Annotated in this window: 11 protein-coding genes and 1 pseudogene; 9 read left to right on the top strand and 3 right to left on the bottom strand. The window is 68.2% G+C overall.

Annotation, left to right across the window (positions count from 1 at the left end):
• Nucleotides 1-57 precede the first annotated feature (57 nt).
• Entirely contained in the window at nt 58-354 is a 297-nt protein-coding gene (locus ACIOKD_RS19085; RefSeq protein ID WP_210889345.1) for a DUF397 domain-containing protein, read from the bottom strand.
• On the opposite strand from ACIOKD_RS19085, the pseudogene ACIOKD_RS19080 reads away from it, so the two are divergent.
• From ACIOKD_RS19080 to ACIOKD_RS19055, 6 genes and pseudogenes are all read left to right on the top strand, one after another.
• A pseudogene (locus tag ACIOKD_RS19080) lies at nt 353-436 on the top strand (PT domain-containing protein); the annotation flags it as partial. The gene ACIOKD_RS19085 and the pseudogene ACIOKD_RS19080 overlap by 2 nt on opposite strands.
• 286 nt (nt 437-722) lie before the next feature.
• Nucleotides 723-1,013: a 30S ribosomal protein S15 gene (rpsO, locus tag ACIOKD_RS19075; protein ID WP_107021727.1), complete on the top strand. Its 291-nt coding sequence runs from the start codon at nt 723-725 to the stop codon at nt 1,011-1,013.
• Between the two features lie 379 nt (nt 1,014-1,392).
• Nucleotides 1,393-3,639 (top strand): polyribonucleotide nucleotidyltransferase, encoded by a 2,247-nt coding sequence (locus ACIOKD_RS19070; protein ID WP_402085089.1) that lies wholly within the window; start codon nt 1,393-1,395, stop codon nt 3,637-3,639.
• Nucleotides 3,636-5,015: a M16 family metallopeptidase gene (locus tag ACIOKD_RS19065; RefSeq protein WP_402085087.1), complete on the top strand. Its 1,380-nt coding sequence runs from the start codon at nt 3,636-3,638 to the stop codon at nt 5,013-5,015. Before ACIOKD_RS19070 ends, ACIOKD_RS19065 begins: the two co-directional genes overlap by 4 nt.
• A gap of 51 nt (nt 5,016-5,066) precedes the next feature.
• Nucleotides 5,067-5,819 (top strand): 4-hydroxy-tetrahydrodipicolinate reductase, encoded by a 753-nt coding sequence (gene dapB, locus ACIOKD_RS19060; RefSeq protein ID WP_402085084.1) that lies wholly within the window; start codon nt 5,067-5,069, stop codon nt 5,817-5,819.
• Nucleotides 5,820-5,824: 5 nt separating this feature from the next.
• Nucleotides 5,825-6,280, top strand: a complete 456-nt coding sequence (locus ACIOKD_RS19055; RefSeq protein WP_402085081.1) for a hypothetical protein — start codon at nt 5,825-5,827, stop codon at nt 6,278-6,280.
• Nucleotides 6,281-6,357: 77 nt separating this feature from the next.
• Here ACIOKD_RS19055 and ACIOKD_RS19050 read toward each other — a convergent pair whose 3' ends face one another.
• Entirely contained in the window at nt 6,358-6,918 is a 561-nt protein-coding gene (locus tag ACIOKD_RS19050) for a hypothetical protein (RefSeq protein ID WP_402085078.1), read from the bottom strand.
• Nucleotides 6,919-7,040: 122 nt separating this feature from the next.
• Complete coding sequence (locus tag ACIOKD_RS19045; RefSeq protein ID WP_402085075.1) at nt 7,041-7,280, bottom strand: hypothetical protein; 240 nt, start codon at nt 7,278-7,280, stop codon at nt 7,041-7,043.
• Between the two features lie 200 nt (nt 7,281-7,480).
• On the opposite strand from ACIOKD_RS19045, the gene thyX reads away from it, so the two are divergent.
• The 3 genes from thyX (at nt 7,481) to ACIOKD_RS19030 (ending at nt 11,164) form a co-directional block, all read left to right on the top strand.
• Complete coding sequence (thyX, locus tag ACIOKD_RS19040) at nt 7,481-8,221, top strand: FAD-dependent thymidylate synthase (RefSeq protein WP_402085072.1); 741 nt, start codon at nt 7,481-7,483, stop codon at nt 8,219-8,221.
• Between the two features lie 223 nt (nt 8,222-8,444).
• Nucleotides 8,445-9,344 carry a 4-hydroxy-tetrahydrodipicolinate synthase gene (gene dapA / locus ACIOKD_RS19035; RefSeq protein ID WP_402085070.1) on the top strand — a complete coding sequence of 300 codons (900 nt, stop codon included), beginning with the start codon at nt 8,445-8,447 and terminating at the stop codon, nt 9,342-9,344.
• A gap of 134 nt (nt 9,345-9,478) precedes the next feature.
• Nucleotides 9,479-11,164, top strand: coding sequence for a ribonuclease J (locus ACIOKD_RS19030; RefSeq protein ID WP_402085068.1), 1,686 nt, complete (start codon nt 9,479-9,481; stop codon nt 11,162-11,164).
• Nucleotides 11,165-11,516: the final 352 nt, after the last annotated feature.

The following is an 11,516-nucleotide window of genomic DNA, read 5'->3' as shown; positions in this document are numbered from 1 at the left end:
GCTGCTGACGTTCCGCCGCTGTGCGGCTGTGCGCCGCTGTGCGGCTCCGCCGCCGTGCTACTCGGCCGCGGCCCCGCCGTCCTGAGGCGCCGGCTCCAGGTCGAACTCACCGTCACGCGCACCGAGCACGAAGGCCCGCCACTCGGCCTCCGTGTACCGCAGGACCGTGTCCGGATCGAGCGACGACCGCATGGCCACCGCGCCCTCGGGGAGATACGCGATCTCGACCCGCTCCTCATGCTCCTCGGTACCGGGCGCGCTCTGCCATTCGACCCCCGAGATGTCGAGGGCGTAGAGCTCGTCCTTCTCCCGCTCCTTGCGCGCCTTGACGTCCTTGTCCTCTGCCTCGGCCATGGCGAAGCGACCCCTTCCGACAAACGAACCGACAAACGAACCGACAAACGAACCGACAAACGAACCGACAAACGAACCGCTCGACGAACCCGACAAACGAACCCGACAAACGAATCCGACCTGCGAACGACTTCGCGTCACCCTACTGGGACCGGCCCTGGCCTCCCCGGACTCCGGGAACCCCGGTCGGAAGGGCCCTCACCCCCTGGTACGCTGTGTTACGGCCGTATGTGTACGCACCCCCGGACCGCCCCCTAGGGGCCCTGGAGGACGCGCTCAGCGGATCCCCGCCTCCCGAGTTACGGAAGCTCCCCTGAGAAGTGGACCAGGGGCACTCGGTGGCCACCAGAACACTACGAGGAGTACGCGTGCCGCTCGATGCCGCTACGAAGAAGCAGCTCATCACGGAGTTCGGTCAGAAGGAGGGCGACACCGGCTCTCCCGAGGTTCAGGTCGCGATGCTCTCGCGCCGTATCTCGGACCTGACCGAGCACCTCAAGACCCACAAGCACGACCACCACTCCCGTCGTGGTCTGCTGATCCTGGTCGGTCAGCGCCGTCGCCTGCTGCAGTACCTGGCGAAGAAGGACATCCAGCGCTTCCGTGCGCTGGTCGACCGCCTGGGCATCCGCCGCGGTGCGGCCGGCGGCGCCAAGTAGGACATCGTGAAGGGGGCGGTTCCCACGCAAGAGGGGGCCGCTCCCTTTGCTGTACGTGCGGAGTGTCACCACGCCTTTGTAGTGTGGTAGCACAACGCGATACGCAGGACACAGTGCGGCACCGCGACAGCGCACAGCGATGAGCCGCCGCCACGCCGCACGAGAAGCACCACACGTACGAGAAGCACCACACGCACCACACGAGGAGAAGCGCACCTCGCCGCCGCCGGTCCTCGGTAGTGGCCCCCGGGGGAATGTGAGCCCCGGGAGCTTCGATCGAAGACCGGCCCGCACAAGAAGGCGCGCTTCTCCGCAGAAGCGTCCCCCTGCCACACGGGCAGGCCGGGACGAAAGACGAAAAGTATCGGAGAAAACGCTAGTGGAGAACGAGACCCACTACGCCGAGGCCGTTATCGACAACGGAACCTTCGGCACCCGCACCATCCGCTTCGAGACGGGCCGCCTGGCCAAGCAGGCCGCCGGCTCCGCCGTGGCGTACCTGGACGACGACACCATGGTGCTGTCGGCCACCACCGCTTCCAAGAAGCCCAAGGACAACCTCGACTTCTTCCCCCTCACGGTGGACGTCGAGGAGCGGATGTACGCGGCCGGCAAGATCCCCGGCAGCTTCTTCCGCCGCGAGGGCCGGCCCTCCGAGGACGCGATCCTCACCTGCCGCCTCATCGACCGCCCGCTGCGCCCGTCCTTCAAGAAGGGCCTGCGCAACGAGATCCAGGTCGTCGCCACGATCATGGCGCTCAACCCCGACCACCTGTACGACGTCGTGGCGATCAACGCCGCCTCCGCGTCCACGCAGCTGGCCGGTCTGCCCTTCTCCGGCCCGATCGGCGGCGTCCGCGTCGCGCTGATCAACGGCCAGTGGGTCGCGTTCCCGACGCACACCGAGCTTGAGGACGCCGTCTTCGACATGGTCGTCGCCGGTCGCGTCCTGGAGGACGGCGACGTCGCGATCATGATGGTCGAGGCCGAGGCCACCGACAAGACGATCACGCTGATCGCGGGCGGCGCCGAGGCGCCCACCGAGGAGGTCGTCGCCGCCGGTCTGGACGCCGCGAAGCCCTTCATCAAGGTGCTCTGCAGGGCCCAGTCGGACCTCGCCGCGAAGGCCGCCAAGCCGACCGGCGAGTTCCCGGTCTTCCTCGACCACCAGGACGACGTCCTGGAGGCCCTGACGGCCGCGGTGAAGAGCGAGCTCTCCCAGGCGCTCACCATCGCGGGCAAGCAGGAGCGCGAGGCCGAGCTGGACCGCGTCAAGGAGATCGCCGCCGAGAAGCTGCTCCCGCAGTTCGAGGGCCGCGAGAAGGAGATCTCCGCCGCGTACCGCTCGCTCACCAAGGCCCTGGTCCGTGAGCGCGTCATCAAGGACAAGGTCCGCATCGACGGCCGCGGCGTCACGGACATCCGTACGCTCGCCGCCGAGGTCGAGGCCATCCCGCGCGTGCACGGCTCCGCCCTGTTCGAGCGTGGCGAGACCCAGATCCTGGGCGTCACCACCCTCAACATGCTCCGGATGGAGCAGCAGCTGGACACCCTTTCCCCGGTGACCCGCAAGCGGTACATGCACAACTACAACTTCCCGCCGTACTCGGTGAACGAGACCGGCCGCGTCGGCTCCCCCAAGCGCCGCGAGATCGGCCACGGCGCGCTCGCCGAGCGCGCGATCGTGCCGGTCCTGCCGACGCGCGAGGAGTTCCCCTACGCGATCCGTCAGGTGTCCGAGGCCCTCGGCTCCAACGGCTCGACGTCCATGGGCTCGGTCTGCGCCTCCACCATGTCGCTGCTGAACGCCGGTGTGCCCCTCAAGGCCCCCGTCGCCGGTATCGCCATGGGCCTGATCTCCCAGGAGATCAACGGCGAGACGCACTACGTCGCCCTCACCGACATCCTCGGTGCGGAGGACGCCTTCGGCGACATGGACTTCAAGGTCGCCGGCACCAAGGAGTTCGTGACCGCCCTCCAGCTGGACACCAAGCTGGACGGCATCCCGGCCTCCGTCCTGGCCGCGGCCCTCAAGCAGGCCCGTGACGCCCGCCTCCACATCCTCGACGTGATGATGGAAGCGATCGACACGCCGGACGAGATGTCCCCGAACGCCCCGCGGATCATCACGGTCAAGATCCCCGTGGACAAGATCGGTGAGGTCATCGGCCCGAAGGGCAAGATGATCAACCAGATCCAGGAGGACACCGGCGCCGACATCACGATCGAGGACGACGGCACCATCTACATCGGTGCCCAGCAGGGCTCGCAGGCCGAGGCCGCCCGCGCCACGATCAACGCGATCGCCAACCCGACCATGCCGGAGGTCGGCGAGCGCTACCTGGGCACCGTCGTGAAGACGACGACCTTCGGTGCGTTCGTGTCGCTGATGCCGGGCAAGGACGGACTGCTGCACATCTCGCAGATCCGCAAGCTCGCCGGCGGCAAGCGCGTGGAGAACGTCGAGGACGTCGTCGGCGTGGGCTCCAAGGTCCAGGTCGAGATCGCCGAGATCGACTCCCGCGGCAAGCTCTCCCTCATCCCCGTGATCGAGGGCGAGAGCGACGGCACTGCATCTGACAGCGGCTCCGCCGCGGGCGAGAAGAAGGACGACACCGACAAGTGACGTCGAGTAGCTCCACGGCGACGGCCCGCACCTCCTCGGAGGCGCGGGCCGTCGCCCGTACCCAAACCCTGATCAAGGGCGAGAACGGCATCGGTACGGTCCGCAAGACCACCCTTCCCGGGGGCCTGCGCGTCGTCACCGAGACCCTGCCCTCCGTGCGCTCCGCCACCTTCGGCATCTGGGCGCACGTCGGCTCGCGCGACGAGACGCCGGCTCTGAACGGCGCCACGCACTACCTCGAACACCTCCTCTTCAAGGGCACGGACAAGCGCAGCGCCCTGGACATCTCCTCCGCGATCGACGCGGTCGGCGGCGAGATGAACGCCTTCACGGCGAAGGAGTACACGTGCTACTACGCACGCGTGCTCGACACCGACCTGCCGCTCGCCATCGACGTGATCTGCGACATGCTCACCGGCTCGCTGATCCGCGAGGACGACGTGAACGTCGAGCGCGGCGCGATCCTCGAAGAGATCGCGATGACCGAGGACGACCCGGGCGACTGCGTGCACGACCTGTTCGCGCACACCATGCTCGGCGACACCCCGCTCGGCCGTCCGGTCCTCGGCACGGTCGACACGGTCAACGCCCTCACCGCGGACCGCATCCGGCGCTTCTACAAGAAGCACTACGACCCGACCCACCTCGTGGTCGCCGCCGCCGGCAACGTCGACCACAACAAGGTCGTACGCCAGGTCCGTGCCGCCTTCGAGAAGGCGGGCGCACTGGGGCAGCAGGCCGCCACTCCGATCGCCCCGCGCGACGGCTCCCGCACCATCCGTACCGCCGGACGCGTCGAGCTCCTCGGCCGCAAGACCGAGCAGGCCCACATCGTCCTCGGCATGCCGGGCCTGGCCCGCACCGACGAGCGCCGCTGGGCGCTCGGCGTCCTGAACACCGCACTGGGCGGCGGCATGTCCTCCCGCCTTTTCCAGGAAGTCAGGGAGAAGAGGGGCCTCGCCTACAGCGTGTACTCGTACACCTCGGGCTTCGCCGACTGCGGCCTCTTCGGCGTGTACGCGGGCTGCCGTCCGAGCCAGGTCCACGACGTGCTGAAGCTCTGCCGCGACGAACTCGACCAGGTCGCCGAGCACGGCCTGTCCGACGACGAGATCGGCCGGGCCATCGGCCAGCTCCGCGGCTCCACGGTCCTCGGCCTGGAGGACACGGGCGCGCTGATGAACCGTATCGGCAAGAGCGAGCTGTGCTGGGGCGAGCAGATGTCCGTCGACGACATGCTGACCCGGATCGCGTCGGTCACCCCGGACGACGTCCGGGAGGTCGCCGCCGAGATCCTGGGACAGCGGCCCTCGCTGTCGGTCATCGGCCCGCTGAAGGACAAGCAGGCGTCCCGTCTGCACGAAGCCGTCGCGTAGAGCGGCACAAGTCCTCGACCGGGATAAGTCCCCGACTAAGGAAACAAGAAGATGAGCAAGCTGCGCGTGGCGGTCCTCGGGGCCAAGGGGCGTATCGGATCAGAGGCGGTCCGGGCCGTCGAGGCCGCCGGGGACCTGGAGCTGGTGGCCGCCCTCGGGCGCGGGGACACACTGGAGACCCTGACCGACACGGGTGCCCAGGTCGTCGTCGAACTGACCACGCCCGACTCGGTCATGGACAACCTCGACTTCTGCGTCCGCCACGGCATCCACGCCGTGGTCGGTACGACGGGCTGGACCGACGAGCGCCTCGCACAGCTGACCACCTCGCTGGCCGCCGCACCGGGGACGGGCGTGCTCATCGCCCCGAACTTCTCCATCGGCGCGGTTCTCACCATGAAGTTCGCGGAGGTGGCCGCGCCGTACTTCGAGTCCGTCGAGGTCATCGAACTGCACCACCCGAACAAGGTGGACGCCCCCAGCGGCACCGCCACCCGCACCGCCCAGCTCATCGCCGCCGCCCGGCGGAAGGCGGGCAGCGCCCCGCAGCCCGACGCCACGGCGACGGGCCTGGACGGCGCCCGCGGCGCGGACGTCGACGGCGTCCCCGTGCACGCGGTCCGGCTGCGCGGCCTGCTGGCCCACCAGGAGGTGCTGCTCGGCGGCGAGGGCGAGACCCTCACGATCCGCCACGACTCCCTCCACCACAGCAGCTTCATGCCGGGCATCCTGCTCGGCGTACGCCGCGTCGTGGACACCCCGGGCCTCACCTTCGGCCTGGAACACTTCCTGGATCTGAAGTAACCGCCATGGCCGCGAAAATCACGTACGCCGTCACGGCCGCCGTCCTGGTCGTCTACTTCGTCCTGGTCGGCAGCCGCGGGGTGATGCTCCTGCAGCACGGCACGCTGCTCACCGTCACCTTCGGCGTCGCCGTCCTGATCCTGCCGGTGATCGGCGTCTGGTTCCTCTGGAAGAACACCCAGTTCGTGAAGCGCGCCAACCGGCTCGCCACCGAGCTCGACGCCGAGGGCGGGCTGCCCGTCGACGAGCTGGTGCGCACGCCGGCCGGCCGTATCGACCGCGACTCCGCAGACGAGGTCTTCGCCCGGCGCAAGGCCGAGACGGAGGACGCCCCCGACGACTGGCGCAGCTGGTTCCGCCTGGCGATCGCCTACCACGACGCCCGCGACACCCCGCGGGCCCGCAAGGCGATGCAGCACGCGATCGCCCTGCACGACGGCAAGCCCGTACGGACGGCCTGAACGGCGTGACGACGAAGGGGCCGGCCCGCATCAGCGGGCCGGCCCCTTCGTCGTCACGGTCGTAGTGATCGTGACGCTCAGGCGTGCTGCCGGTACTCGTCCGCCCAGACCTCGACACCGTCCGCGGCGCGGTCGAAGGCTTCGGGGCGCCCCAGGAAGTCCGCGTTGTGCGAGGTCAGCAGGGGGGTCGTCTCGTTGCCTGAGTGGCCGCCACGGACGAGGACGAGCGCCTGCCCCTGTACGGTCCGCGGGAGTCCGAGCCAGCGCACCGGCTGCTGCACGGTCCGTACGACCATGACATGCGCCCACGGTGTCGTACTCGTATGCAGGAAACGCACCCGGCGCAGTCCGGCGGCGCTCACCCACGCGCCCATCCGCAGCAGACGCAGGGCACCCGCGATGACCACCGCGGCGAGGCCCAGGCACACCGCGCCCCCGGACGCGTTACCGGCCGCGGCGATGATGACCGCCGCGAACAGCACGTACGAGGCGAGCAGCAGCACGAGCGCGGCCGCGCCGACCCGCCACGGGCCGGGCCGGTAGGGACGCCGCCACTGGTCGCGGTCGTCGAACGGCAGCGCGAGATCCTCGCCGGCCTCGTCGAAAGCGCGATCGGCGGTCAGAAAGGGCAGGGGCACGACTGATCCTCACTCAATCCACGCATGGACTATGCCCGGTGAGGCTACCTAGCCCGATCTCCGCCCACCACCCGCGGGGGTCCATGAGGGTGCTGCCCGGCCACGGGGCCCGTGGAGGAGGGTCAGCGGCGCGAGGACGCGTCGGACTGCTGCGTGTGCTCGGGCGAGACGTCGGCCGAAAGGGCGGGCAGCCCGATCAGCAGGGAGCCCACGAGGCCCGCGACCACGGTCAAACCTATGAGCCATCGGCCGACCAGCTCACCGGCGGAGGCACGCTGACGCGGCGGGGGAGTGACATTGCTGCGGAACTGGTCGGCTTCGGCGATGAAGGCGAACGGTACTGGCTCGCGCCGACGGAACATGGGGTGCGCTTCTCCTCAGAAGACTCGAACGAATCGTTGTCATCGATACAGACGAGCGAGTGCCCCAAAAGGTGCCATCTTTCACCGGATTCGCAGAAGTTCGCCGACCTGTGCCGCGGCACGGCGCCGAACGTCCGCTGTCGGTGCCGGGCCGTAGAGTGGTCGCCGCCCGAGCCAGTGATGGAAGGACCCTCCCCACCGTGACCGACACTCCCGCCGACGATCTCAAGCCCAGCTTCCGCAGCGATGTCACCGTCGAGCTGGTCAAGCACACCGCTTCCGACTCCGACGTGCTGTTCGCCGCCCGGGTCTCGACCCTCGGGGAGCAGTCCCTGGGTGAGCTGCAGAAGGACCCGGAGCGTTCGAAGGGCCTGATCAACTACCTGATGCGGGACCGGCACGGCAGCCCCTTCGAGCACAACTCGATGACGTTCCTCATCAGCGCCCCGATCTTCGTCTTCCGCGAGTTCATGCGGCACCGCGTGGGCTGGTCGTACAACGAGGAATCGGGCCGGTACAGGGAGCTGGAGCCGGTCTTCTACGTCCCGGGCGAGTCCCGCAAGCTGGTCCAGGAAGGCCGCCCCGGCAAGTACGTCTTCGTGGACGGCACCGAGGCCCAGCAGGAGCTGACGGGCCGCGTCATGGAGGACTCGTACCGCCAGGCGTACGGGGCGTACCAGGAGATGCTCGCCGCCGGTGTGGCCCGCGAGGTCGCCCGTGCGGTCCTCCCGGTGGGCCTGTTCTCCTCGATGTACGCGACGTGCAACGCGCGCTCCCTGATGCACTTCCTCGGCCTGCGCACCCAGCACGAGCTGGCCAGGGTCCCGTCCTTCCCGCAGCGGGAGATCGAGATGGTCGGCGAGAAGATGGAGGCGGAGTGGGCCCGGCTCATGCCCCTCACGTACGCCGCCTTCAACACGAACGGGCGCGTCGCGCCGTAACGCACCTCGACCACCCCGTCGGGCCCTCGGTCGGGCACATCTGTACGGGTCGGCCAGGCGAACCGTCCGTATTGCGGCATTTCGAGAAGTTCATCTAGCCTGATCAAACGGACCCGGCACTGCTTGAACCCCCGAGCAGGCAGTGCCGGGTTCTACTTTTGTCCTGACTTGTCGCCTCCCCCGAGGGCAGACCACACGTTGAGCAGCGAGTAGCGTGTTACCCATGGCTCCGACCTCCACTCCGCAGACCCCCTTCGGGCGGGTCCTCACTGCCATGGTCACGCCCTTCGCGGCGGACGGCGCACTCGATCTCGACGGCGCGCAGCGGCTCGCCACCCACCTGGTGGACGCAGGCAACGACGGCCTGATCGTCAACGGCACCACGGGCGAGTCCCCGACCACCAGCAACGCGGAGAAAGCGGATCTCGTACGAGCCGTAGTGGAGGCCGTCGGCGACCGCGCCCACGTCGTCGCGGGCGTCGGCACGAACGACACCCGCCACAGCATCGAGCTGGCCCGAGACGCCGAGAAGGCCGGCGCACACGGCCTGCTCACCGTGACGCCGTACTACAACAAGCCCCCGCAGGAGGGCCTGTACCAGCACTTCACCACGATCGCCGACGCCACCGGCCTGCCGGTGATGCTCTACGACATCCCCGGCCGCAGCGGTGTCCCGATCAACACCGAGACCCTGGTGCGCCTCGCCGAGCACCCGCGTATCGTCGCCAACAAGGACGCCAAGGGCGACCTCGGCCGCGCCAGCTGGGCCATCGCCAGCTGCGACCTCGCCTGGTACTCGGGCGACGACATGCTGAACCTGCCGCTGCTCTCCGTGGGCGCGGTCGGCTTCGTCTCCGTGGTCGGCCACATGGTCACTCCCGAGCTGCGGGCCATGATCGACGCGTACACGAGCGGCGACGTCCAGAAGGCCACCGAGATCCACCAGAAGCTGCTCCCCGTGTTCACCGGGATGTTCCGGACCCAGGGCGTCATGACCAGCAAGGCCGCACTCGCCCTGCGGGGCCTGCCCGCCGGACCGCTGCGACTGCCCATGGTCGGCCTGTCGCCCGAGGAGACCGCGCAACTCAAGATCGATCTTGCCGCCGGCGGGGTACAGCTCTAACCACAGACTTCACAACTGAATACGTACGACCACGCAGGCCGAGCGCCTGCTCCACCAGACAACTGCTAATGCACGAACGTCATGCGCGCCACGTGCCCTGCCAGGTACGTGGCGCGTGTGGTGAGGAGAGTCTTTTGAGTCATCCGCATCCGGAACTCCGCCTGCCGCCGAAGCTTCCCCAAGGAGGCCTCCGGGTCACCCCGCTCGGTGGCCTCGGTGAAATCGGCCGAAACATGACGGTCTTCGAGTACGACGGCCGCCTTCTGATCGTCGACTGTGGCGTGCTCTTCCCCGAGGAGGAGCAGCCCGGGATCGACCTGATCCTTCCGGACTTCAGTTCGATCAGGGATCGCCTCGACGACATCGAGGGCATCGTCCTCACGCACGGACACGAGGACCACATCGGCGGTGTCCCCTTTCTCCTCCGCGAGAAGCCGGACATCCCGCTCATCGGCTCCAAGCTGACCCTCGCTCTCATCGAGGCGAAGCTCCAGGAGCACCGCATCCGCCCATACACGCTTGAGGTCGCGGAGGGCCACCGGGAGCGCATCGGCCCCTTCGAGTGCGAGTTCGTGGCGGTCAACCACTCCATCCCGGACGCCCTTGCGGTGGCCATCCGCACCCCTGCGGGCATGGTCGTGCACACCGGCGACTTCAAGATGGACCAGCTCCCGCTGGACGGCCGCCTCACGGACCTGCACGCCTTCGCGCGGCTGAGCGAGGAAGGTATCGACCTCCTCCTCTCTGACTCCACGAACGCCGAGGTCCCGGGCTTCGTCCCGCCCGAGCGCGACATCTCGAACGTGCTGCGGCAGGTCTTCGCGAACGCCAGCAAGCGCATCATCGTGGCCAGCTTCGCGAGCCATGTACACCGCATCCAGCAGATCCTCGACGCCGCCCACGAGTACGGCCGCCGGGTCGCCTTCGTAGGCCGCTCGATGGTCCGCAACATGGGTATCGCGCGAGACCTCGGCTATCTGAAGGTTCCGCCCGGCCTGGTGGTGGACGTCAAGACACTGGACGACCTCCCGGACCACCAGATCGTCCTCGTCTGCACCGGCTCCCAGGGCGAGCCGATGGCGGCCCTGTCACGGATGGCCAACAGGGACCACCAGATCCGGATCGTCCAGGGTGACACCGTGATCCTGGCGTCGTCCCTCATCCCCGGCAACGAGAACGCGGTCTACCGCGTCATCAACGGCCTGACCCGCTGGGGCGCCAACGTCATCCACAAGGGCAACGCCAAGGTGCACGTCTCCGGCCACGCCTCCGCCGGCGAGCTCCTGTACTTCTACAACATCTGCAAGCCACGCAACCTGATGCCGGTCCACGGCGAATGGCGCCACCTGCGCGCCAACGCCGAGCTGGGCGCCCTCACCGGCGTCCCGCACGACCGGATCGTGATCGCCGAGGACGGCGTGGTCGTCGACCTCATCGAGGGCAAGGCCAGAATCTCCGGCAAGGTCCAGGCGGGTTACGTGTACGTCGACGGCCTCTCGGTCGGCGATGTCGGTGAGCCCACCCTCAAGGACCGCAAGATCCTCGGTGACGAGGGGATCATCTCGGTCTTCGTGGTGCTGGACACCAGCACGGGCAAGATCACCGGAGGGCCGCACATCCAGGCCCGCGGCTCGGGGATCGAGGACTCTGCCTTCAGCGCCGTCCTCCCGAAGGTCGTCGAAGTCCTGGAGAGGTCGGCCCAGGACGGCGTCGTCGAACCCCACCAGATGCAGCAGCTCATCCGCCGCACGCTGGGCAAATGGGTCTCGGACACCTACCGCCGCCGGCCGATGATCCTGCCGGTCGTGGTCGAGGTCTGAGCCACCTCGTAGCACGTACACCCGGAGCGGGGCACCTCGATTTGCATCGGGGCGCTCCGCTCCAGTACGTTTACGGCTCCGCCTGAAGGGGAACCCGACACAACTTGGTGTCAGGGACCTCCCGGAGAGCGGGAATTCCGACTCAGAACTTCTGATAAAGTCGGAATCGCCGGAAAGGGAAACGCGAAAGCGAAAACCTGGAAAGCACCGAGGAAATCGGAACCGGAAACGGTCTGATAGAGTCGGAAACGCAAGATCGAAGGGAAGCGCCCGGAGGAAAGCCCGAGAGGGTGAGTACAAAGGAAGCGTCCGTTCCTTGAGAACTCAACAGCGTGCCAAAAATCAACGCCAG

This window comes from Streptomyces sp. NPDC087844 (assembly GCF_044742785.1).
GTDB lineage: Bacteria > Actinomycetota > Actinomycetes > Streptomycetales > Streptomycetaceae > Streptomyces.
This window is presented reverse-complemented; position numbering and strand designations above follow the sequence as displayed.

Bases quoted from the DNA above. Each gene is read 5' to 3' on its own strand.
- ACIOKD_RS19085 (WP_210889345.1), bottom strand. From the start codon at position 354: ATGGCCGAGGCAGAGGACAAGGACGTCAAGGCGCGCAAGGAGCGGGAG.
- dapB (WP_402085084.1), top strand. From the start codon at position 5,067: ATGAGCAAGCTGCGCGTGGCGGTCCTCGGGGCCAAGGGGCGTATCGGA.
- ACIOKD_RS19055 (WP_402085081.1), top strand. From the start codon at position 5,825: ATGGCCGCGAAAATCACGTACGCCGTCACGGCCGCCGTCCTGGTCGTC.
- ACIOKD_RS19045 (WP_402085075.1), bottom strand. From the start codon at position 7,280: ATGTTCCGTCGGCGCGAGCCAGTACCGTTCGCCTTCATCGCCGAAGCC.
- dapA (WP_402085070.1), top strand. From the start codon at position 8,445: ATGGCTCCGACCTCCACTCCGCAGACCCCCTTCGGGCGGGTCCTCACT.